Consider the following 22,559-nt stretch of genomic DNA (forward strand, 5'->3'; position numbering starts at 1 on the left):
GGCTGAGGGCCATGTCGCACCCCCCACGCCCCGTGCGCCATCTCCCGCCGCCTCTGGGCATGACGCTGGTCGACGGCGGCGCCGAGTTCGCGGTCTACGCGGGGCACGCCACCTCCGTGCAGGTCTGCCTCTTCGAGGAGGGCGACTTCGACGGCGTCACCGAGCGCCGGATCCCCCTCACCGAGCACGTCCACGGCATCTGGCACGGCTTCCTCGAGGGGGTCCGCCCGGGCCAGCGCTACGCCCTGCGCGCAGACGGCCCGTGGGACCCCTCCGAGGGTCTGCGCTACAACAGCGCCAAGCTGCTCCTCGACCCCTACGCCCGCGCCATCGAGGGCGACGTCGTGTGGCTGCCGCCGGTCTTCGGCCACCGCGTCGACGGCTCGCTCACCGGCGACGACGAGGTGCCGGGCACCGACGACAGCGCCGCCTTCGTGCCCCGCTGCGTGGTCGTCGAGGACCATTTCGACTGGGGCGACGACGTCCGCCCCAACCACTCGCCGGCGGACTCGGTCATCTACGAGACGCACGTCCGCAGCCTCACCCGGCTGCACCCCGAGGTACCCGAGCCCCTTCGGGGCACGTATGCCGGGATGTGCCACCCCGCGGTGCTGCGTCACCTCGCGGACCTCGGCGCCACCGCGGTGGAACTGCTGCCTGTGCACGCCTTCACCACGGAGCCGGAGCTCGCCCGGCGCGGTGCGACGAACTACTGGGGGTACAACACCCTCGGGTTCTTCGCCCCCCACGCCGCCTACGCCGCGGCCAGCGAGCCGCAGCGGGTGCTCGACGAGTTCAAGGGCATGGTCAAGGCGTTCCACGCCGCCGGCATCGAGGTCATCCTCGACGTGGTCTACAACCACACGGCGGAGCAGTCCCGGCGCGGCGCGACCCTGTCGTGGCGGGGCCTGGACAACCGCGCCTACTACCGGCTCGACGAGCGCGGGCACGACGTCGACGTCACTGGCTGCGGCAACACCCTGGACCTGCGGCACGCCATGGTCTGCCGGATGGTGCTCGACTCGCTGCGCTACTGGGTGCAGGAGTGCCACGTCGACGGCTTCCGCTTCGACCTCGCCGTCGCCCTTGGCCGCCTTCGGAACGACGACTACGACCCCGACCACCCCTTCCTCGTCGCCCTGCGCACCGACCCGGTGCTGTCCCGGGTCAAGCTCATCGCCGAGCCGTGGGACGTCGGCCTGCACGGCTGGCGCACCGGCCAGTTCCCGCCGCCGTTCTCCGAGTGGAACGACCGGTTCCGCGACACCGCCCGCACGTTCTGGCTCCAGGACGTGGCGGCGGTCAAGGCCGGCCACCAGGGCCACGGGGTCCAGGAGCTGGCAACGCGCATGGCGGGGTCACAGGACCTCTTCGGAGCCCGGGACCGGGCACCGACCGCCTCGGTCAACTTCGTCACGGCCCACGACGGGTTCACCCTCGCCGACCTGACCCGCTACGACGTCAAGCACAACGAGGCCAACGGGGAGCACAACCACGACGGCCACGGCGACAACCGGTCGTGGAACCACGGCACCGAGGGCCCCTGCGAGGCCCTGGAGGCGGTGCGGCGCCGCTCGATGCGCAACCTGATGGCCACGACGCTGCTGGCCACCGGGGTCCCGATGCTGGGCGGCGGCGACGAGCTGGGCCGTACGCAGGGCGGCAACAACAACGCCTACTGCCAGGACAACGCCATCTCGTGGGTCGAATGGGACCTCGCCCCGTGGCAGGAGGACCTGCTCGCGACCACCGCGTTCCTGTCACGGCTGCGGCGTGAGTACCCGGCCCTGCGCCAGCGCACGTTCTTCACCGGTCGCGAGGTGCACGAGGACGGATCGACCGACCTGGCGTGGTTCGACGCCGAGGGCGACCCGATGCGCGGACCTGCGTGGGAGGACCGCGCCACCCGCACCCTGCAGATGCTGCTCAACGGCGCCTGGATCGGCCACCGCTCCGTGCTCGTCGTCATGCACGGTGGGCCCGAGGACACCAAGGTGCGCCTGCCCGACGTGCCCGGGCTCACGGCCTACGAGCTCGTGTGGGACAGCGCGCTCGAGCGCCCAGAGGCACCCGGCACGCCGACTCCGCCGGGAGCGGTCCCCGTGACCGCGGCGAGCCTGCAGGTCTACCGCGCCGCGGACCCCACCTGACCCCTGCCCGGGCGGGACCGGGCCGCGGACGACGAGGGCCCCGCACCGGCAACCGGTGCGGGGCCCTCGTGCTGAGGCGGGCTGGCTCGGCTCAGGCGTTGGCGACCAGGCCGAGCTCACTCGTGCTCGCCAGTCCCTTGTGCTTCGGCAGGATGCGCACGGTGTAGCCGAAGGAGCCCGTGCGGGAGAGGGCGAAGTCCCCGGCGAACTGGTGGCGGCCGCCCTCGTAGGACTCGACGAAGTCCAGCGACTCCATCTCGACGTCGGTGAGGTCGTCCGAGTCCTGCGCGTGGCCGTGGACGACCTGCACGTCGACCTCGTCGGGCGAGAGTCCGTCGAGGGAGACGTAGGCACGCACGTGCAGGGTCTCCCCCACCTGCGGGGAGTCGGAGACGCCCGAGGACTCCACGTGGTCGACGCGCACGCCCTCCCACGCGTCCCGCACGCGGCCCTTGTAGGCCGCGAGCTCGCGGGCACCGCCGAACGACGGGCCGTTCAGGGCCCAGCCGGCGCGGGCCGCGGGGCCGTAGAGCGTCGTGGTGTAGTCGCGCACCATCCGGCTCGCGAGGACCTTGGGGCCCAGCGTCGAGAGGGTGTGCGTGATCATCGAGACCCAATTCTGCGGCAGGCCGTCGGCGTCACGGTCGTAGAAGCGCGGCGCCACCGAGTTCTCGATGAGGTCGTAGAGCGCGGCCGCCTCGAGGTCGTCACGCCGGTTGGCGTCCTCGACGCCGTCCGCGGTCGGGATGGCCCAGCCGTTCTCGCCGTCGAACCACTCGTCCCACCAGCCGTCGAGGATGGAGAGGTTCAGGCCGCCGTTGAGGGCCGCCTTCATGCCGGACGTGCCGCACGCCTCGAACGGGCGCAGCGGGTTGTTGAGCCAGACGTCGCAGCCCGGGTAGAGGTACTGCGCCATCGCGATGTCGTAGTTCGGGAGGAACACGATGCGGTGGCGGATCTCCGGGTCGTCGGCGAAGCGCACCATCTGCTGGATGAGCTGCTTGCCGGTCTCGTCGGCCGGGTGCGACTTGCCGGCGATGACGAGCTGGATCGGGCGTTCCGGGTCGAGCAGGAGCCGCTTGAGACGCTGCGGGTCGCGCAGCATGAGGGTGAGCCGCTTGTAGGTCGGCACGCGCCGGGCGAAGCCGATGGTCAGCACGTCGGGGTCGAGCACGTCCTCGACCCAGCCGAGCTCGGCCGGGCTCGCGCCGCGCTTCTTCCACGACGAGCGCACCCGACGGCGCGCCTCGAGCACCAGCTGCTCGCGCAGCTCGCGCTTGGTGGACCAGATCGCGTCGCGCGGCACCTCGTGCACGCGCTCCCAGGCGTTCTCGCGCTCGAGGTCGGAGGTGCCGATGTACTTGTCAGCGAGCTCGTAGACCTTGCGGTCGACCCAGGTGCCGGCATGCACGCCGTTGGTGATGCTCGTGATCGGCACCTCGCTGTCGTCGAAGCCCGGCCAGAGGCCGTCGAACATCTCGCGGCTGACGACGCCGTGCAGCTGGGAGACGCCGTTGGCGCGCTGGGCCAGGCGCAGGCCCATGACCGCCATGTTGAAGATGCCCGCCTCTCCACCGGGGTAGTCCTCGGCGCCGAGGGTGAGCAGCCGGTCGACCGGAACGCCCTCGATGGCCTGCTCGCCGCCGAAGTGCAGCTCGATGAGCTCGGTGGTGAACCGGTCGATGCCGGCCGGGACCGGGGTGTGGGTGGTGAACACCGTGGCGGCGCGCACCGCCTCGAGCGCCTCGTCGAAGGACAGGCCGTGCGCGGACGTCAGCTCGTGGATGCGCTCGACGCCCAGGAACCCGGCGTGGCCCTCGTTGGTGTGGTAGACGTCCGGGGTCGGGTCGCCGGTCAGGCGCGCCCACAGGCGCAGCGCGCGCACACCGCCCATCCCGAGCAACATCTCCTGCTGGAGGCGCTGCTCGCCGCCGCCGCCGTAGAGCCGGTTGGTGACGTTGCGGGCGGCCTCGTCGTTCTCGGGGACGTCGGAGTCGAGCAGGAGCAGCGGCACGCGGCCGACCTGGGCCCGCCACACGTGGGCGTGCAGGTCACGCCCGCCGGGCAGGCGCAGCGTGATGACGGCGGGGGTGCCGTCCTCCTCGCGAAGGAGCGAGATCGGCAGGCCGTCGGGGTCGAGGACGGGGTAGGTCTCCTGCTGCCAGCCGTCACGGTTGAGGCTCTGCTTGAAGTACCCGGTCTTGTAGAACAGGCCGACGCCGACGATCGGGACGCCGAGGTCGGAGGCGGTCTTGAGGTGGTCGCCGGCCAGGATGCCGAGGCCGCCGGAGTACTGCGGAAGCACCTCGGTGATGCCGAACTCGGGGCTGAAGTAGGCGATCGCCCTCGGCGCCCCGCCCTCGACCTGCTCGGCCCAGGCCTGGTACCAGCGCGGCTCGGAGAGGTAGGTGTCGAGGTCGGCCTTGGCGGAGTTGACCGCACCGACGAACTCGGAGTCGGCCGCGAGGTCGGCCAGCTCCTGGGGGGACAGGGCGGACAGGAGACGGACGGGGTCCTGGCGCACCTTCTGCCAGCGCTGGGGGTCGATCCGCTCGAAGAGATCCCGCGTCGGGGGGTGCCAGGACCACCGGAGGTTGCTGGCGAGGTCCCCGAGCGCCGCGATGGGCTCGGGCAGGACGGTGCGGACACTGAAGCGACGGATGGCCTTCACGACGCGGGATCATACGCCCTGCCATGACGGTTTCTTGCAGATCTTTCAAAGAACTTTCACAGCCGCCCCACCCGCCTCGCGCGCCCGCCGGGGTCACGTGCCCAGCAGGTGGTCCACCTACCTGCGGGAACGTGCAATCACCTGCAAAACCGGTAGCGTCGGGCGCGTGACTGCGACCCCTCCAGCAACCACACCGGCCTCACCGGACGTGACCAGCTCCGGCACCCGCCCGTCCGGCCAGCAGCCTCCCCGCTCAGTCCCCCCGCAGACCCCGATCGGCCGCATCCCCGTGCAGGACGTGCGGCCGGTCGTCGACCACGGGGCCAGGCCCGCGAAGTCCGTGGTGGACGAGGTCTTCACCGTGACCGCCACCGTCTTCCGCGAGGGCCACGACGCCGTCAACGCCTCCGTGGTGATCGTCGACCCCGCAGGACGCGAGTGCGTGCTGCCGATGCGCTGCACCAACGAGGGCCTGAACCACTGGGAGGCCGACGTCGCGGCCGACGCCCCGGGCCTGTGGTCCTACCGGGTCGAGGGCTGGTCCGACCCGTACGGCACCTGGGAGCACGACGCGACCATCAAGGTCAACGCCGACGTCGACACCGAGCTCATGCTCGAGGAGGGTGCCCGCGTGCTCGAGCGGGCGCTCGAGGAGGTGCAGCGCACGCCCGAGCAGGCCCAGCCGCTGCGTGACGCCGTCACCGGCCTGCGCGACGCCCGGCGCCCGGCGCAGGCCCGGCTCCACGCGGGCATCGACCCCCTGGTCCACGCCGAGCTCGCCGCCCGCCCGCTGCGCGACCACGTGAGCCCCTCCCCGACCTACCCGCTGCTCGTCGAGCGCGAGCGCGCGCTCTACGGCGCGTGGTACGAGATCTTCCCGCGGTCCGAGGGGGCGAGGTTCGACCCGAAGACCGGCCGGTGGACGAGCGGCACCCTGCGCACGGCTGCCCAGCGCCTGCCGGCCATCGCCGGCATGGGCTTCGACGTCGTCTACCTGACCCCGATCCACCCGATCGGCACCACCGCGCGCAAGGGACCCAACAACACCCTCGACGCCGGTCCCGACGACCCCGGCAGCCCCTACGCCATCGGCTCCCCCGACGGCGGCCACGACGCCATCCACCCGGACCTCGGCACCTTCGCGGACTTCGACTTCTTCGTGGCCGAGGCGCAGCGCCAGGGCCTGGAGGTGGCGCTGGACATCGCGCTGCAGTGCTCCCCCGACCACCCCTACGTCACCTCGCACCCCGAGTGGTTCACCACCCGCGCCGACGGCACCATCGCCTATGCCGAGAACCCGCCGAAGAAGTACCAGGACATCTACCCGCTGAACTTCGACAACGACCCCCAGGGGTCCTACGCGGAGATGCGCCGGATGGTCCAGGTCTGGATCGACCACGGCGTGAAGATCTTCCGCGTCGACAACCCGCACACCAAGCCGGTCGAGTTCTGGCAGTGGATCATCCAGGACGTCGCCAACGACCACCCCGACGTCATCTGGCTGTCGGAGGCGTTCACGAAGCCGGCGATGATGCACACCCTGGCCAAGGTGGGCTTCCAGCAGTCCTACACGTACTACGCCTGGCGCAACCAGAAGTGGGAGCTGGAGGAGTACTGCCGCGAGCTGGCCGGGGACGCCGCGGCATACATGCGCCCGTGCTTCTGGCCGACCACGCACGACATCCTCACCCCCTACATGCAGTTCGGCGGCCCCACCGCCTGGAAGCTGCGCGCCGCCCTGGCGGCGATGCTCGTGCCGACCTACGGCATCTACGCCGGCTACGAGCTCGTCGAGCACGTGGCCCGCCCCGGCGTCGAGGAGCAGATCGACAACGAGAAGTACCAGTACAAGGACCGCCGGTGGCTGGACTACGAGCCGGGCGGGCCCAAGGAGGGCCAATCCCTCGCGCCGTACATCACGCGGCTCAACGAGATCCGCAAGGCGCACCCGGCCCTGCACTGGCTGCGCAACCTGGTCTTCCACCACGTCGACGACGCCAACATCATGGCCTTCTCGAAGCGTCGCACCCTGCCCGACGGGAGCGAGGACGTCATCGTGGTCGTCGCCAACCTCGACCCGCACAGCACGCGGGAGTCCACCGTGCACCTGAACATGCCGGCGCTCGGCTTCGACTACGGCGACACGTTCGCGGCGCACGACCTCATCACGGATGAGTCCTGGCACTGGGGGGAGCACAACTACGTCAGGCTGGGCCCAGCCGGGGAGCCCGTCCACGTCCTCGCGATCCGGAGGTTCTAGCCAGTCATGCAGGGTCTCAACCTGTCCCAGCCCGGGCTCAAGCACGACACCGAGTGGTTCAAGACCGCCGTGTTCTACGAGGTGCTCGTGCGCGCCTTCGGCGACTCCAACGGCAGCGGGTCCGGCGACTTCACCGGCCTGATCAACCGGCTCGACTACCTGCAGTGGCTCGGCGTGGACTGCCTGTGGCTGCCGCCGTTCTACGCCTCGCCGCTGCGCGACGGCGGCTACGACATCGCCGACTACACCGCCGTGCTGCCCGAGTTCGGCACCCTTCCGGACTTCCAGGAGCTGGTGTCGCAGGCGCACGCCCGCGGCATCCGGGTCGTCACCGACCTGGTGATGAACCACACCAGCGACCAGCACCCGTGGTTCCAGGCCTCCCGCGCCGAGCCGGACGGCCCGTACGGCGATTTCTACGTGTGGTCCGACAGCGACGAGGGCTACCCCGACGCGCGCATCATCTTCATCGACACCGAGGTCTCGAACTGGACGTTCGACCCGGTGCGCCGGCAGTTCTTCTGGCACCGGTTCTTCTCGCACCAGCCGGACCTCAACTTCGAGAACCCGGCCGTGCAGGAGGCGATGTTCGACGTCGTCCGGTTCTGGATGGACATGGGCATCGACGGCTTCCGGCTCGACGCGGTCCCCTACCTCTTCGAGGAGGAGGGCACCAACTGCGAGAACCTGCCCCGGACGCATGAGTTCCTCGCCAAACTGCGCGAGATGGTCGACCGCGAGTACCCCGGCCGCATCCTGCTCGCCGAGGCCAACCAGCCGCCGGCGGAGGTCGTCGACTACTTCGGCACCGAGGAGGCGCCGGAGTGCCAGATGTGCTTCCACTTCCCGGTGATGCCACGGCTCTACTACGCGCTGCGCGAGGAGAAGGCGTCGCCGATCATCGACGTCCTCGCCGACACCCCGCCCATCCCCAAGGGCACCCAGTGGGGCACGTTCCTGCGCAACCACGACGAGCTCACCCTCGAGATGGTCACGCCCGAGGAACGGGCCGCGATGTACGGCTGGTACGCCCCCGACCCCCGCATGCGCGCCAACGTCGGCATCCGTCGCCGCCTGGCACCGCTGCTGGACAACAGCCGCCCCGAGATCGAGCTGATCCACGCGCTGGTGCTGTCGCTGCCCGGCTCGCCCTGCCTCTACTACGGCGACGAGATCGGCATGGGCGACAACATCTGGCTCACCGACCGTGACGCCGTCCGCACCCCGATGCAGTGGACGCCTGACCGCAACAGCGGCTTCTCCGTCGCCGAGCCCGGCAAGCTCTACCTGCCGGTGATCTCCTCGCTCGTCTACCACTACAACAACGTCAACGTCGAGGCCCAGATGGCGCACAGCTCCTCGCTGCTGCACTGGGTCCGCGCCATGCTCGGCGTCCGCCGGCAGCACCCGGTCTTCGGCCTCGGCAGCTTCGAGGTCTGCCCGTCCGACAACGACGCCATCCTGTCGTTCGTGCGGATCCACGAGCCCGACGACGGCTCGGCGGGAGACGCCGTGCTCTGTGTCAACAACCTCTCGTCGCGACCGCAGGCCACCGAGATCCGGCTGCCCGAGCAGTTCAAGGGCGCGCAGCTCGTCGACCTGTTCGGCGGCACGGGCTTCCCCAAGGTCACCGACGACGGCACGACCACACTGACGCTCGGCTCGAGGGACTTCTTCTGGCTGCGCCTCGACACCGGTGCCGCTCGTGGCTGAGATCCACCAGGCGACCCTGGAGCCGACGAAGCTCGAGCTGCTCCCCGAGTGGATGGCCCAGCAGCGCTGGTATGCCGCCAAGGGCCGCGTCCCGAGGCTGCGTCGCCTGTGGTCGTGGCGACTCGACGACCCGGCCGGTGAGGTGGGCATCGAGACCCTCCTCGTGGTGGACGAGTCCGGTCCCGAGCCGGTCGTCTACCAGGTGCCCCTCACCTATCGGGGCGCCCCGCTCGAGGGCGCCCACCACGCGCTCGTCGGCACGACGGAGCACAGCGTGCTCGGTCGGCGCTGGGTCTACGACGCCCCTCACGACCCGGTCTACGCCCGAGAGCTGCTCGAGCTGGTGCTCGGTCGCGCCGAGCCGCAGGCGGGCTCGGCCTCCCACACGCCCGAGCCGGCCGTGGTCGGGAAGCCGCATCCCTCGTGGACGGCGCAGACGACGGTGCGCCGGACCCGGGTGCTCACCGGTGAGCAGTCGAACACATCGGTCATCTACGACTGCGTGGACGAGGACGGCGCGTCGAAGCCGTTGATCCTCAAGGTGTTCCGCACGCTCCAGTCGGGCGAGAACCCCGACGTGGTCGTGCAGGGCGCACTGGCCGAGGCCGGCACCGAGCGCGTCCCGGGCATGGTCGGCAGCATCAACGCCACGTGGCCCGCGACCGTGGAGGGTGGGCCCGAGGCGCACGGCCACCTCGCGTTCGCGCAGGAGTTCTACCCCGGCACCGAGGACGCCTGGCGCGTCGCCCTGCGTGCCGTCGCCGCGGGCCACGACTTCAGCGACGAGGCCCGCGACCTCGGTGCCGCCACGGCCGAGGTGCACGCCCTGCTCGCCCGGGCCCTGCCCACCGAGCCGGTCTCCCCCGAGGCCGTCGCGCAGACGATCGCCAGCATGCGCTCGCGCTACGTCGCCGCGGCTTCCGAGGTGCCCGCCATCGCGGCCTACGACCAGGAGATCGCCGAGGTCTTCGACCGAGCGGCCCGGGCGCCCTGGCCGGTGCTGCAGCGCATCCACGGCGACTACCACCTCGGGCAGGTGCTCCAGGTGCCCGGTCGCGGCTGGGTGCTGCTCGACTTCGAGGGCGAACCCCTGCGGCCGCTGGCCGAGCGGGTCAGCCCCGACCTCACCGTGCGCGACATCGCCGGCATGCTCCGCTCGTTCGACTACGCCGCCGGCTCGTGGGAGCAGTCCCACCCCGACGGCTCCGCACGCGAGTGGGCCGAGGCCACCCAGGCGGCCTTCCTCGACGGGTATGCCTCGGCCGCCGGGCGGGACCCGCGCGAGGACGCCGACCTGCTGGCAGCCTTCCAGCTGGACAAGGCGCTGTACGAAGTGGTCTACGAGGCCCGCAACCGACCCACATGGCTGACGATCCCCACCGACGCCGTGGTCCGACTTCTCGACGAGGCCAGGAAGGCACCCTGATGAGCCCGATGCTGCCCAAGCGACCGAAGAAGGCCAAGCCGGAGGACGTGAGCTCCACCGAGCCCACGCCGCAGGGCACCGAGCCCGCGAACGAGACCGTCTCGCCCGAGGACGTCCTGCCTCCCCTCGGTGGGACCTCGGCCGCCGACGAGCCGCCCGCCCCGACCCCCGCGGACGCCGTGCAGGACGCGCCGACCGACCCGGAGCCGCGGCAGGACCAGCCCGCTCCCGCACCGCCGGACATGTCGGGGGCGATCGAGGCCCTCGCGACCGGGCGGCACCAGCAGCCGCACGACCTGCTCGGCCAGCACCTCGAGCACGGCGGGCTGCGCCTGCGGGTGTACCGCCCCATGGCGCGCAGCGTCGCCGTCCGGTTCGAGGACGGTGAGCGGCTCGACCTGCACCACGAGGCGCACGGCGTCTGGACCGCGGTCCGTGAGGGCTGCGACCGCACTATGGACTACCGCGTCCACGTCGCCTACGACGACGGCATCGAGCACGAGCAGGACGACCCCTACCGCTTCGCGCCCACCCTCGGCGAGGTCGACCGGCACCTGATCGGCGAGGGCCGCCACGAGCAGCTCTGGACCGTGCTGGGCGCCCACGTGCGCGAGTACGACGGCCCGCTGGGCGCTGTGCGCGGCACCTCGTTCGCCGTCTGGGCGCCCCACGCCCGCGCGGTCCACGTCGTCGGCGACTTCAACGGCTGGGACGCGATCCGCCACCCGATGCGTCTCCTCGGCGAGTCAGGCGTCTGGGAGCTGTTCATCCCGGGCGTCGGCGAGGGCACGCGCTACAAGTACGAGATCCGCGGCTCCGACGACGTCGTGCGGTCCAAGGCCGACCCCATGGCCCAGGCCGCCGAGGTGCCGCCGGCGACCGGCTCGGTCGTGACCCGTTCGCAGTACGAGTGGGGCGACCACGCCTGGATGGAGCGACGCCGCGCCAACGACTCCCACAGCGGTCCGATGAGCATCTACGAGGTCCACCTGGGCTCCTGGCGCAAGGGGCACAGCTACCGCGACCTAGCGGAGCACCTGGTCAACTACGTCTCCGACCTCGGCTTCACCCACGTGGAGTTCATGCCGGTCATGGAGCACCCCTACGGCCCGTCCTGGGGCTACCAGGTCACCGGTTACTACGCCCCCACGGCCCGCTTCGGCACGCCCGACGACTTCCGCTACCTCGTCGACCGGCTCCACCAGGCTGGCATCGGCGTCCTCCTCGACTGGGTGCCCGCGCACTTCCCGCGCGACGCCTGGGCGCTGGCCAAGTTCGACGGGCAGGCGCTGTACGAGCACCCGGACCCGCGCCGCGGCGACCAGCCCGACTGGGGCACCCACATCTTCGACTTCGGCCGCATGCAGGTGCGCAACTTCCTCGTCGCCAACGCGATCTACTGGCTTGAGGAGTTCCACATCGACGGCCTGCGGGTCGACGCCGTGGCGTCGATGCTCTACCTCGACTACTCCCGCGAGGAAGGGCAGTGGCTGCCCAACCAGTACGGCGGCCGCGAGAACCTCGAGGCGATCGGCCTGCTGCAGGAGACCAACGCCACCACCTACAAGCGGGTGCCCGGCATCGTCACCGTGGCCGAGGAGTCGACCTCGTGGCCCGGTGTCACGAAGCCGACCGACGCCGGCGGCCTCGGCTTCGGCCTGAAGTGGAACATGGGCTGGATGAACGACACCCTGCGCTACATCGGGCAGGACCCCGTCCACCGGCAGTACCACCACAACCTGCTGACCTTCTCGCTCATGTACGCCTACAGCGAGAACTACGTGCTGCCCATCAGCCACGACGAGGTCGTCCACGGCAAGGGCTCGCTGCTGCGAAAGATCCCGGGCAGCCGCTACGACCAGCTCGCCACCCTGCGCGCCTACCTCGCCTACATCTGGAGCCACCCCGGCAAGCAGCTGCTCTTCATGGGCAGCGAGTTCGCCCAGGAGGCCGAGTGGGCCGACGGCCGCGAGCTCGACTGGTGGCTGCTCGACCACCCGGCTCACTACCGGGTGCACAACCTGGTCAAGGAGCTCAACCGCGTCTACCGGTCCAACCCCGCCCTGTGGGCCCTGGACTCCTCCCCCGCCGGGTTCGAGTGGCTCAACGCCGACGACAACGCCGGAAACACGTTCTCCTACCTGCGTTTCGGCAACGAGGACCGAGGGAGCGGCCCCGTCGTGGCTGTCGCGGTCAACTTCAACGGCATGGCGCGCGAGAGCCTGCGGCTCGGAGTCCCGCGCCCGGGTCGCTGGAAGGTCGTCCTCGACACCAGCGGCTACGACGAGTTCGGCACCCCCAGCCAGGCCGACACCGTGCTCGAGGCGCAGCAGCAGCCGTGGGACAACCAGCCCTGGTCGGTGGAGGTCCGCGTCGCTGCCCTGTCGGCCGTGTGGCTGGCACCGGTCGAGGAGCCGGCCCTCGCCGGGTCGGCGCAGGAGCAGGGCGCGCTGACCACCGGGGAGGGCTGACATGTCCGATGCAGCGTCACGAGCCGGGCAGCCGGCCCAGCCGTCCGACCTGGTGGACGTCGCCCATCTCGTCACCGCCTACTACACGCTGACCCCCGACCCGGAGGACGTCGACCAGCAGGTCGCCTTCGGCACCTCGGGTCACCGCGGGTCGAGCCTGAGGACAGCCTTCAACGAGGCGCACATCCTGGCGACGACGCAGGCCATCGTCGACTACCGGCGCGAGCGGGGCTACGACGGGCCGCTGTTCGTCGGCCGCGACACCCACGGCCTGTCCGAGCCGGCCTGGGCCTCCGCGCTCGAGGTGCTCGCCGCCAACGACGTCACCGTGCTCGTCGACGACCGCGACGGCTACACGCCGACCCCGGCCGTCTCCCACGCGATCCTCACGGCGAACGGCGGCCGCACCACCGGCTCGGGGCTCGCCGACGGCATCGTCGTCACGCCGTCGCACAACCCCCCGGCCGACGGCGGCTTCAAGTACAACCCACCGCACGGAGGCCCGGCCGACACCGACGCCACCAAGGCCATCGCCGCGCGCGCCAACGCGCTCATCGCGGGTGGCCTGAAGGACGTGCGCCGTATGCCGTTCAGCCGGGCCCGCGCGCACGCGCAGCCCTACGACTTCCTCGGCACCTACGTCGACGACCTGCCGAACGTGGTGGACGTGGCGCGCATCAAGGACGCCGGGGTGCGGATCGGCGCGGACCCCCTCGGTGGCGCCAGCGTCGCCTACTGGGCCGAGATCGCCGAGCGCCACGGCATCGACCTCACCGTGGTGAACCCGCTCGTCGACCCGACGTGGCGCTTCATGACCCTCGACTGGGACGGCAAGATCCGCATGGACTGCTCGTCACCCTCGGCCATGGCGTCGCTGATCGACAAGCGCGACCTGTACGACATCGCCACGGGCAACGACGCCGACTCCGACCGGCACGGCATCGTCACGCCCGACGCGGGCCTGATGAACCCCAACCACTTCCTGGCTGTCGCGATCCGCTACCTCTTCGGTGGCGCACGCCCGGGCTGGCCCGCGGGCGCCGCCATCGGCAAGACCCTGGTCTCGTCGTCGATGATCGACCGCGTGGCCGAGGAGGTCGGAGGCCGCCTCGTCGAGGTGCCCGTGGGCTTCAAGTGGTTCGTGCCGGGTCTCCTCGACGGCAGCTTCGGCTTCGGCGGGGAGGAGTCCGCCGGGGCGTCGTTCCTGCGCAGGGACGGCCGGGTCTGGACCACCGACAAGGACGGCATCATCCTCGCCCTCCTCGCCTCGGAGGTCCTGGCCGTCACGGGCAGGACCCCCAGCCAGCACTACGGCGAGCTGACCGCGAAGCACGGCGACCCGGCATACGCGCGCATCGACGCACCGGCGAACCGGGAGCAGAAGGCCAAGCTGGCCGCACTCTCCCCCGAGGACGTCACCGCCGAGGCGCTCGCCGGTGAGCCGATCACAGCCAAGCTCACCGAGGCGCCCGGCAACGGGGCCGCGATCGGCGGCCTGAAGGTGACGACCGAGTCGGCGTGGTTCGCCGCCCGACCCTCCGGCACCGAGGACGTCTACAAGATCTACGCCGAGTCGTTCCGCGGCCCCGAGCACCTGGCCCAGGTGCAGGCCGAGGCCAGGGACGTCGTCGGCGCCGCGCTGGGAGGCTAGAGCGTCCAGCCCTTGGCGGCGTAGGCCTCACGACCACGCGCGGTCAGGTCTGTCAGCTCGTCGAACAGGCCCTCGTCGACCCGGGTGAAGTTGAAGCATGACTTGCCCTGCATCCGCCGGCGCAGGTCGGGCGAGACCGCGGCGGCGAGGTCGGGCTCGGTGTAGACCGGCATCAGGTAGTAGCTGACGTAGCGCTTCTGCTGCTTCACGCCGGCGAAGAACATCCCGTCCGGATACCTCTCGTGCGGGGCCCCGAGCAGCATGTAGGAGTCCTCGGGCGAGGGCGCGTCCTCCTTGCGGGAGGTCGGCCGGTTCGCGTCGGTGGGGTTGGTGCTGGCGGTGAACGCGTCCTCGTGGACGGCCAGTCGCCGCCGGAGCTCGGCAAACACCGCGGGCAGGTCTGCTGGGGGCATGCCGCCAGCCTAGCCGCGGCGGAATATAGACCTACGTCAATTGGTTGATCCCTGCATGAGCCGCGAGAACCGAGACCCCAGCACCCCTGCCCGCGCCTTCCCCCGGTCCTCCCCGTCGGGCCCTAACCTGGCCACCCTCGACCAGCTCCGCGCGGTCCGACGCCGGCGCGCCCTGCCGACGCACGCGCTGCGCCGCCCGGTCCCCGGCGAGAAGGTCGCCTGCTGAGGCCTACTCCGCCGGCACGGCAGGGGCAGGGCCCCCCACCGCGGCCTCGTCCGCCGCGGACTCCCCCGCACCGAGCCGCGACCTCTCGTCCCTGAGCCACAGCCGCACCAGGCCGCCGAAGTGCCCTTCGAAGCGGTCCCACTCGTGAGGCGGGTAGGTCTGCTGGATCGTGCTCGTGAGCAGCTTGCGGAAGTCGTCGGAGTCCACCCACTCGAGCACCATCTCGTCGACGTGCGGCAACGCCGTCGCGCAGAACTCCTGGTAGCGCTCCGTCTCGAAGTACTCGTCGGCCAGTCGCTGGTAGGCCGCGAGCTTGCCGGCGTAGTCGAGTGAGGCGTCGTCGGCCACCGCGAACCAGGGGCCGGTGTCCACCTGCGTGCGGGGCTTGCGGTCCGTCGCCAGGCAGTAGACCGACCAGCGCAGCAGCGCCTTCATGGCCCACGGGAAGTAGTAGTGCAGTGAAGTGACCGCCACGTCGGGGCAGGCGTTGGCGTAGTCGATCGGGTAGACCACGCCATCCTTGACGAGCATCTCGCAGGAGTTGAACTCCCAGCGGAAGAACGCGTTGACCGTCTGGGCGATGGTGACCGCCTCGGAGCCCACCTGCTCGCTGAGGAAGCCGTGCCGCACGGCATACCGGTTGTGCATCGGCTCGTCCGGCTGGAACTGCATCACCATCGTCTCGGGGCCGATGGTCAGCGCCCGGGCGAAGACCTCGAACCCGTCGACGGCCTTCTGCAGATGCATGAGCATCTCGCCGGAGTCGTCGTAGGAGCGGTGCAGGTCGTCGCGGTTCCTGATCATCGACACCCCGCGCCAGGCGCCACCGTCGAACGGCTTCATGAACATCGGGTAGCCGAGGTCGTCGGCGATCCGGTCGAGGTCGAAGCCCTTGTTGTACTTGGCCGACGTGAAGGCCCAGCGGGCGTTGTCGACGGGGTTCTTGTAGGGCACGAGCACCGTCTCCGGCACGTGCATCCCCAGCCGCATCAGGGCGCAGTAGGCCGAGTGCTTCTCCATCGACTGGAACGTGAACGGGCTGTTGAGCAGGTAGACGTCGTCCATCAGCGCGACCTTCTTGAGCCACTCGCGCGGGTGGTAGTACCAGTGAGCCAGCCGGTCGATGACCAGGTCGTGCCGCGGTCTGTCGCGCAGGTTGAACGGCTCGATGGTGACCCGCTCCGTGCGCACCCGGTGGGCGCTGCCGTCCGGGGCGCTGACCACTCCCAGGCGGCTCGCAAGCGCCTCGAACGCGGTCGGCCAGTCCCCCTCCGCTCCCAGCAGCAGTCCGATCAGGTGTTCGTGCGTCGCAGGCATGGGGGTCTCCCGTCCGGTGTCAGCCGTCGAGGATCATCCTGTCGCGCCCCAGCATTTCCGCAAGAGATCGGTGGTGGCCGGGGGGCGCCACGCTGGGCGGCGAGCAGGCCGTGGCCGCCGAACGCCGGCGCCGCGTCAGAACAGCGCGCTCATGAGCGAGCCGCGCGCCTTGCGCACGCGCTCGTCGTGCGGCCCCACCACGGCGAAGAGCTCGAGCAGGTGCGTGCGCACCCGCTCGCGGTCGTCGCCGCCGGTGGCCTTGACCAGGTCGATCAGGCGCAGGAAGGCGTCCTCGACGTGGCCGCCGAGCAGGTCGAGGTCGGCCACCAGCGTCTGCGCGTCGATGTCGCCCGGGTTGTCTGCGGCGGCCTGGCGGGCCTGCTGGAGGTCGACACCGGCCGTCCGCTGCATGAGCCCCACCTGCGCCAGGCCGAGCTCGGCGTCGGAGTCGGCCGGGTTCTGGGCCAGCGCCTTGCGGTAGGCGTCGGCAGCGGCACCGAGGTCGCCGCGCTCGATCGCGTCGTAGGCCTCCTGGTGCAGCGGCGGCAGCGGTGGCTCCTCCGGCTCGGCGCCGGCGGGCTCGCCGACCTCGACCCGACCCGTCACGCCGTGCTGGACGGCCAGCGCGAGCAGCTCGTCGATGACCGGGCGGATCTCCTGCTCGCCCTGGATGCCGGCGAAGAGCGGCACGGGCTGCCCCTGCACGAGGCCGATGGTGACCGGCACGGACTGGATCTGGAAGGCGCGCAGCAGGCCGGGGTTGTCGTCGACGTCGACCGAGACGACCTGGAAGCGGCCACGGTAGCTGTTGGCCACCGCGACGACGGTCTCGAGGTAGGACCCCGACTCGGGGAGGCGGGCGGACCAGAGCACCACCACGGCCGGCACGCTGACCGAGCCGCTCAGCACCTCGGAGAAGTTGGCGTCCGTGCCCTGCACGACGAGGTTCGAGCCGGCGGCCCCGGGCCCGCCACCCGCGCGCTGCCCACCGGCCTCGGCGGCACCCGGCGCGCCCGTTCCCGAGCCGGCGGCTCCGGCGCCTCCCCTGGGGGCCTGGAGTCCGGACAGGTCGACCGCGCCCCGCAGGGCGCTGGGGTTGAACGGCTGCTCAGTCATGGGGCCGATTCTGCCGCAGGTTGGACCGGGGTGGTCACTCGCCCTTCGCGGAGACCAGCGTCTCGTCGACGGCGACCAGGCTCGCGGTGCCGGACTTGGGCGGCACGGTGAACACGACCGTCTCGTAGGTGCGCATCTGGGCCTGGTCGCCCAGGGTCTTCTTCCCGATCAGCTTCTGGAAGTCCTCGCTGGGCGTCAGGGACTTGCCGCTGGGCTTCAGGGCGATCGTGTCGGTGCGCTCGAGGAGGCCGAAGACCACCGCTCCCCCGTCCTTGAGCGAGATGGCGACCGTGCTCTCCGGTTGGGGCACGTGCTTCTGCGTCAGCGTCGCCAGCTTCGAGAGGGACTTCGCCTGGGACCTGGCGTTCGCCCGGACCGACTGGGCGAAGGCATCCGAGCCGTTGACGTGTGGCGCAGCCGTGGCCCTGGGGTAGCCCAGGCTCGCGGCGTACTCGGCCAGCAGCGCCTCCGGGGTGATGGCCAGGCCCTTGCCCGAGGGGTTCAGCGGCGAGCCCTGGTCGAGGCTGTCGAGGGCAGCCACGCTGGTGCCCGGCTGCATGGGAGCGCTGGATGCCAGCTTGAACGGCTCGGTGGCGCTCTCGGAGACCAGCAGGTTGAGGGCGGTCCTGCCGTCCTCGCGGCTGCTCTGCACGAGCATGACGCGCGGCCACGCGTTGCCACGCGAGATGCCGAGCACCTTCGGCGCCTCCGGCTTGGTGACCGGCTCGGTGGCGGTGGAGCCTGCCCTGGCGAGGCGGCTGTCGGCGTTGGAGACGGTGAGCGCGGCGCCGGTGAGCGCCTTGGCCCGCAGCTCCTTGGCCTGGGCGCCCGACGCCTCCCGGGCGCGGGCGGCATCGGTCAGCACGCGGGCCGCGATGGCCTCGGCTGACTCCGCGCTGACCGGCGCGGTGTCACCCACCTCGCGGGGCGCGTCCTGCACCCCGACGAGGGCGTCGCCGACGCCGCACCCGGCGAGCGCGAGGGTGGTCAGGGCGGCGCCGGTCAGGCCGGTCACGGCACGGCGCGTCGGCCGCTGGGAAGCGATGTGGTTCAGGCGTTTCATGGGCGTCCCTCCTCGGAGGTGGGGCGGGCGGCTGCGGTCGGGGCGTCCGGCAGCACGGCGGTCGGGGTGTCCGGCCGGTCGACGGTCGGGGCAGGGGCGTCGGGCCGGCTAAGCTCAGCAGCTCCGCTCCGCCCGCGTGCGTAGCCCGGCTGCCACAGGAACCCGACACCCGCCGCGATCATGAGCAGCCCCAGCAGCAGTGCTGTGAGGGCCTCCACCGACCAGGCCTGCCGCTCCCACTCGACGGTGAGCTCGGCGAGGTCGGCAGGCTTGCCCGACGCGGTCGCGATGACGACGGCCTCGGGCGCGTCCTCCTGCCGCACCTCCATGCTGGCGCTGCCCTTGCCGCTGGCCTGCTGGCGCCACACGTCCGCGGATGCGAGCTCCGGGGCGGACCCCGAACCCCGCTGCCCGGTCTCGAGCTGCCAGCCGCCGACCGAGACGCCGGTGACAGAGGTGGCCGCCGCCTTGCCCGCGAGGGAGGCGGCGTCGCTCGGGGTGCCGCGGCCGATCCAGACCTCGCCCCCGTCCTTCGCCCGGGCGGTGATGGACACCGGGCTGTCGACGCGGTTGAGCACGGCGGGGTCGAGCACGACGATGCGGCTGCTGGAGGGCGTGGCCGTGAAGGTGGCCGTGCCGGAGAGACCGAGGTGCGCGAGGAACCACAGGCCGACACCGGCCAGCACGAGGCCCGCGGCGGTCAGCACGCCCAGCGCGGCCCGCTTGGACACTGGTGACACTACTGCTTGCTTCCTTACGTGAGAGGGCCGGCCGCCATGCAGGTGGGGCGGTCGGCATCCCTCCACCATGACCCAGACCGCGCCGGAGGGCCAAATCGCGGCCCTCGTTTGCGTGCGGCTGGTGGCATCATCGGCGGGATGACGTCACGTGAGCCCTCCTCCCGCGCCCGGCGCCCTGGCCGCCCCCGCGAGGCGGCGACCGAGCACGCCATCACGCGTGCGGCGCGCGACCTGCTCGCGGAGCAGGGGCTCGGGGGGCTCACCATGGAGCAGGTCGCCGCGCGGGCGGGCGTGGCCAAGACCACCGTCTACCGGCGCTGGCCCTCGAAGGTGGAGCTGGCCGTGCACGCCGTCGCGGTGACCTTCGACACCATCGACACCGGCGACCGCGGCTCGCTCGCCGCCGACATGCGGGCCGGCATCGAGGAGGCGGCGCGGCTGCTGCGCGACCCCTCCACCGGCGGTGCGTATGCCGCCCTGCTGGCCGAGTCGGCCCGCGACCCCGAGGGGGTGGGCGCTGCGGTGCGGGCCCAGCTCTCGACGCGGCTGCACGCCCTGGTGGCGACATCGGTCGAGCGCGCCGTCGCCCGGGGCGAGATCCGGCCCGAGATGGCCGACGTCGACCTGCTCGCCGACGTCGTGGTCGGGGCCGTGCTGCACCGGTCGCTGGCCACCGGGGTCCCGGACGAGGCGTTCGTCGACGGGCTCATCGAGCTGCTCGCCGACGTGGCCTACGCCCGGCTGCTCCTCGCGAAGCGGCAGGCCACCAACCCGCTGCGGCCCCCGGCGAGCTGACTCGGGGCGCGTCCGGCGCGAGGTGACCCCGCGGCATACCCCTGCCCTGCCAGCCGGTGTCAGAAGCGGGCGGGCTCCCGATAGACGCCCCACTCGTCGCGCAGGGCGTCGCAGATCTCGCCCAGGGTCGCCTCGGCGCGCACGGCGTCGAGCATGGCGGGGACCATGTTCTCGCTGGTGCGCCCGACCTCGACCATGTGCTGCACGGCGGCCCGCACCGCCGTCTCGTCGCGGGCGGCCTTGCGCTCCTTGAGGGTGGCCACCTGCTCGTGCTCGACCTCGTGGCTCACCCGCAGGATCTCGAGCTCGTGGCTGACCGAGTCGGTGTGGCAGTTGACCCCGACCACCTTCTTGTCGCCCTTCTCGAGCGCCACCTGGTACTGGAACGCGGCCTCGGCGATCTCGGACATGAACCAGCCCTCCTCGATGCCGCGCAGGATGCCCTTGGTCATCGGCCAGTTGCCGCCGTCCCGCACGCCGGTGTTGCTGCGCACGAGCTCCGCCAGGGCCTCGGTGTCCTGGCTGGTGAGGTCGCTGCCGCCGAGGGTGAGGATGCGGTCGAAGATCTTGTTGGCCTCGGCCTCGATGGTGTCGGTGAGCTGTTCGATGTACCAGCTGCCGCCGAGCGGGTCGGCGACGTTGACGACGCCGGTCTCCTCCATGATCACCTGCTGGGTGCGCAGCGCGATCTCGGCGGCCTGCTCGGTCGGCAGGGCCAGGGTCTCGTCGAGGGCGTTGGTGTGCAGGCTGTTGGTGCCGCCGAGCACCGCCGCGAGCGCCTCGACGGCGGTGCGCACGACGTTGTTGTAGGGCTGCTGCGCGGTGAGCGAGACGCCCGCGGTCTGGGTGTGGAACCGCAGCCACTGGGCCTTCTCGGTCTTCGCCCCGTAGACGTCGCGCATCCAGCGGGCCCAGATGCGACGGGCCGCGCGGAACTTGGCGATCTCCTCGAAGAAGTCGACGTGGCTGTCGAAGAAGAACGACAGGCCCGGCGCGAACTTCTCGATGTCGAGGCCGCGCGACAGGCCGAGCTCGACGTAGCCGAAGCCGTCGGCGAGGGTGAAGGCGAGCTCCTGCGCGGCCGTCGAGCCGGCCTCGCGGATGTGGTAGCCGGAGACCGAGAGCGGCTTGTAGGCCGGGATGTTCTCGGCGCAGTACTCCATGAGGTCGCCGATCAGGCGCAGGTGCGGCTCGGGCTCGAAGAGCCACTCCTTCTGCGCGATGTACTCCTTGAAGATGTCGGTCTGCAGCGTGCCGTTGAGCACCCCGAGGTCGACCCCCTGGCGCTCGGCGGCGACGAGGTACATGCAGAAGACCGGCACGGCGGGGCCGCTGATGGTCATCGAGGTGGTGATGTCCTCGAGGGGCAGCTCGTGGAACAGGACCTCCATGTCCTTGGCCGAGTCGATCGCGACCCCGCAGTGCCCGACCTCGCCGAGGCTCATCGGGTCGTCGGAGTCGCGGCCCATGAGGGTCGGCATGTCGAACGCCACCGACAGGCCGCCGCCGCCGCGCGCCATGATCATCTTGTAGCGCTCGTTGGTCTGCACGGCGTTGCCGAAGCCGGCGAACTGCCGGATCGTCCACGCCCGTCCGCGGTAACCGGTCGGGTAGAGCCCGCGGGTGAAGGGGAACTCCCCCGGCCACCCGATCGACTCGGGCACCTCGGCGCCGTCGGCCGGGCCGTAGACCGGCGCGACCTCCATGCCGGAGAGCGTGGTGAAGTCGGCGTCGCGCACCTGGCCCCTGGCCGCGGCGGCGTCGTAGCGGGCCTGCCAGCGGGCGGCACCAGAGGTCTCGGGAGTGGGGGTCTCAGCCATGCCCGCCAATTTACTAGGACGTCCAACTAAATGTCACGGCCCGCTCCTCAGCGGACTCTGTTTGCCGCAGGCGCCACAACCTTCTCGGGTCACCCGACAAACGGTCGCTTCACCCCGCGTGGCACGTGGGGTGAAGCGCACCTTTCTCGGGTGCCCCGAGAAGGGTGCAGCAGCACGGGGGCCGAGAGGGTATGCCGCGGGGCCAGGTCAGGCGTCGAAGTCACGCGCGCCGACGCGCACCTTGCGCAGCAGCTCGAAGAGCTGCTCGTGCTCGGCGGGGCTCAGCATCCCGAGGCCGAACCGCGCCTCGACCAGCTCCCTGGTGGCCGCCTCCATGGCGTCGCGACCGGCCGGGGTGATGACGGCCAGGGTGCCGCGCCCGTCCTGCGGGTTGGGCACCCGCTCGACGAACCCCTGGGCGGCCAGGCGCTGCACGATGTTGGTCGCGCTGGTCGGATGCACCATGAGCCGCTGGCCGATCTTGCCCATGCTGAGCCGTCCCTCGCGGCTGAAGGCGAGCAGCACCAGCGCCTCGTAGCGGGCGAACGACAGCCCGTGCCGGCCGACCAGGGCGTCGAACTCCGTGAGCAGCAGCTGCTGCACCCGCATGATCGAGGTGGCGCTGGCCATCGCCAGCGGCTGAGAGGTGCGGCCCCAGCGCTGGGTCCACAGCTGCGCCGCCCGGGTGATCGGGTCGAAGGGCAGGCGGATCTGCTTCGGCACGGCG

The 22,559-nt window shown here is 71.4% G+C and carries 16 protein-coding genes; 8 read left to right on the plus strand and 8 right to left on the minus strand.

What is annotated here, in order from left to right:
* Positions 1-11: 11 nt before the first annotated feature.
* Entirely contained in the window at positions 12-2,150 is a 2,139-nt protein-coding gene (gene glgX, locus P2F65_RS15145) for a glycogen debranching protein GlgX (protein WP_275809459.1), read from the plus strand.
* Positions 2,151-2,241: 91 nt separating this feature from the next.
* On the opposite strand, the gene glgP is transcribed toward glgX, so the two are convergent.
* The gene (glgP, locus tag P2F65_RS15150; RefSeq protein WP_275809461.1) at positions 2,242-4,821 is read right to left on the minus strand and encodes an alpha-glucan family phosphorylase; all 2,580 of its coding nucleotides are present in this window, start codon (positions 4,819-4,821) and stop codon (positions 2,242-2,244) included.
* Between the two features lie 208 nt (positions 4,822-5,029).
* On the opposite strand from glgP, the gene P2F65_RS15155 reads away from it, so the two are divergent.
* The 5 genes from P2F65_RS15155 to pgm are packed head-to-tail and all read left to right on the plus strand — an operon-like array spanning position 5,030 to position 14,342.
* Complete coding sequence (locus P2F65_RS15155; protein WP_275810687.1) at positions 5,030-7,081, plus strand: alpha-1,4-glucan--maltose-1-phosphate maltosyltransferase; 2,052 nt, start codon at positions 5,030-5,032, stop codon at positions 7,079-7,081.
* Between the two features lie 6 nt (positions 7,082-7,087).
* Positions 7,088-8,794: a maltose alpha-D-glucosyltransferase gene (gene treS, locus P2F65_RS15160; RefSeq protein ID WP_275809464.1), complete on the plus strand. Its 1,707-nt coding sequence runs from the start codon at positions 7,088-7,090 to the stop codon at positions 8,792-8,794.
* Entirely contained in the window at positions 8,787-10,220 is a 1,434-nt protein-coding gene (locus P2F65_RS15165) for an aminoglycoside phosphotransferase (protein ID WP_275809468.1), read from the plus strand. The genes treS and P2F65_RS15165 overlap by 8 nt, the downstream gene beginning before the upstream one ends.
* Complete coding sequence (gene glgB / locus P2F65_RS15170; RefSeq protein ID WP_275809471.1) at positions 10,220-12,691, plus strand: 1,4-alpha-glucan branching protein GlgB; 2,472 nt, start codon at positions 10,220-10,222, stop codon at positions 12,689-12,691. Before P2F65_RS15165 ends, glgB begins: the two co-directional genes overlap by 1 nt.
* A gap of 1 nt (position 12,692) precedes the next feature.
* Positions 12,693-14,342: a phosphoglucomutase (alpha-D-glucose-1,6-bisphosphate-dependent) gene (pgm, locus tag P2F65_RS15175; RefSeq protein WP_275809475.1), complete on the plus strand. Its 1,650-nt coding sequence runs from the start codon at positions 12,693-12,695 to the stop codon at positions 14,340-14,342.
* Here pgm and P2F65_RS15180 read toward each other — a convergent pair.
* Positions 14,339-14,755, minus strand: coding sequence for a hypothetical protein (locus P2F65_RS15180; RefSeq protein ID WP_275809478.1), 417 nt, complete (start codon positions 14,753-14,755; stop codon positions 14,339-14,341). The two genes, pgm and P2F65_RS15180, sit on opposite strands and share 4 nt — an antisense overlap.
* Positions 14,756-14,810: 55 nt before the next feature.
* Here P2F65_RS15180 and P2F65_RS15185 point away from each other — a divergent pair, with 55 nt between their 5' ends.
* On the plus strand, positions 14,811-14,981 hold the full coding sequence (locus tag P2F65_RS15185) for a hypothetical protein (protein ID WP_275809481.1): 171 nt from the start codon (positions 14,811-14,813) through the stop codon (positions 14,979-14,981).
* A 3-nt stretch (positions 14,982-14,984) separates the two neighbouring features.
* Here the strand turns inward: P2F65_RS15185 and P2F65_RS15190 are convergent, their stop codons facing one another.
* The 4 genes from P2F65_RS15190 to P2F65_RS15205 form a co-directional block, all read right to left on the minus strand.
* On the minus strand, positions 14,985-16,298 hold the full coding sequence (locus P2F65_RS15190; RefSeq protein ID WP_275809484.1) for a hypothetical protein: 1,314 nt from the start codon (positions 16,296-16,298) through the stop codon (positions 14,985-14,987).
* A gap of 135 nt (positions 16,299-16,433) precedes the next feature.
* Positions 16,434-17,414, minus strand: a complete 981-nt coding sequence (locus tag P2F65_RS15195) for a tetratricopeptide repeat protein (protein ID WP_275809487.1) — start codon at positions 17,412-17,414, stop codon at positions 16,434-16,436.
* Positions 17,415-17,448: 34 nt separating this feature from the next.
* A complete protein-coding gene (locus P2F65_RS15200; protein WP_275809489.1) occupies positions 17,449-18,477 on the minus strand; it encodes a hypothetical protein in 1,029 nt (342 codons plus the stop codon).
* Complete coding sequence (locus P2F65_RS15205; protein WP_275809492.1) at positions 18,474-19,217, minus strand: hypothetical protein; 744 nt, start codon at positions 19,215-19,217, stop codon at positions 18,474-18,476. The genes P2F65_RS15200 and P2F65_RS15205 overlap by 4 nt, the downstream gene beginning before the upstream one ends.
* Positions 19,218-19,355: 138 nt before the next feature.
* Here P2F65_RS15205 and P2F65_RS15210 point away from each other — a divergent pair, with 138 nt between their 5' ends.
* Positions 19,356-20,012, plus strand: coding sequence for a TetR/AcrR family transcriptional regulator (locus P2F65_RS15210; RefSeq protein ID WP_275809495.1), 657 nt, complete (start codon positions 19,356-19,358; stop codon positions 20,010-20,012).
* A gap of 59 nt (positions 20,013-20,071) precedes the next feature.
* On the opposite strand, the gene P2F65_RS15215 is transcribed toward P2F65_RS15210, so the two are convergent.
* Complete coding sequence (locus P2F65_RS15215) at positions 20,072-21,832, minus strand: methylmalonyl-CoA mutase family protein (protein ID WP_275809498.1); 1,761 nt, start codon at positions 21,830-21,832, stop codon at positions 20,072-20,074.
* Between the two features lie 207 nt (positions 21,833-22,039).
* Entirely contained in the window at positions 22,040-22,555 is a 516-nt protein-coding gene (locus P2F65_RS15220) for a MarR family transcriptional regulator (RefSeq protein WP_275809501.1), read from the minus strand.
* Positions 22,556-22,559: the final 4 nt, after the last annotated feature.

Origin of the sequence: Knoellia sp. p5-6-4, from assembly GCF_029222705.1 — a bacterium.
Taxonomy (GTDB): Bacteria; Actinomycetota; Actinomycetes; order Actinomycetales; family Dermatophilaceae; genus Pedococcus_A.

What these genes read in the sequence shown, in the direction of transcription:
- P2F65_RS15180 (WP_275809478.1), bottom strand. Translation starts at nt 14,755, where the DNA reads ATGCCCCCAGCAGACCTGCCCGCGGTGTTTGCCGAGCTCCGGCGGCGA.
- glgX (WP_275809459.1), top strand. Translation starts at nt 12, where the DNA reads ATGTCGCACCCCCCACGCCCCGTGCGCCATCTCCCGCCGCCTCTGGGC.
- pgm (WP_275809475.1), top strand. Translation starts at nt 12,693, where the DNA reads ATGTCCGATGCAGCGTCACGAGCCGGGCAGCCGGCCCAGCCGTCCGAC.
- P2F65_RS15190 (WP_275809484.1), bottom strand. Translation starts at nt 16,298, where the DNA reads ATGCCTGCGACGCACGAACACCTGATCGGACTGCTGCTGGGAGCGGAG.
- P2F65_RS15210 (WP_275809495.1), top strand. Translation starts at nt 19,356, where the DNA reads ATGACGTCACGTGAGCCCTCCTCCCGCGCCCGGCGCCCTGGCCGCCCC.
- treS (WP_275809464.1), top strand. Translation starts at nt 7,088, where the DNA reads ATGCAGGGTCTCAACCTGTCCCAGCCCGGGCTCAAGCACGACACCGAG.
- P2F65_RS15200 (WP_275809489.1), bottom strand. Translation starts at nt 18,477, where the DNA reads ATGAAACGCCTGAACCACATCGCTTCCCAGCGGCCGACGCGCCGTGCC.
- P2F65_RS15215 (WP_275809498.1), bottom strand. Translation starts at nt 21,832, where the DNA reads ATGGCTGAGACCCCCACTCCCGAGACCTCTGGTGCCGCCCGCTGGCAG.
- glgB (WP_275809471.1), top strand. Translation starts at nt 10,220, where the DNA reads ATGAGCCCGATGCTGCCCAAGCGACCGAAGAAGGCCAAGCCGGAGGAC.
- P2F65_RS15185 (WP_275809481.1), top strand. Translation starts at nt 14,811, where the DNA reads ATGAGCCGCGAGAACCGAGACCCCAGCACCCCTGCCCGCGCCTTCCCC.
- P2F65_RS15195 (WP_275809487.1), bottom strand. Translation starts at nt 17,414, where the DNA reads ATGACTGAGCAGCCGTTCAACCCCAGCGCCCTGCGGGGCGCGGTCGAC.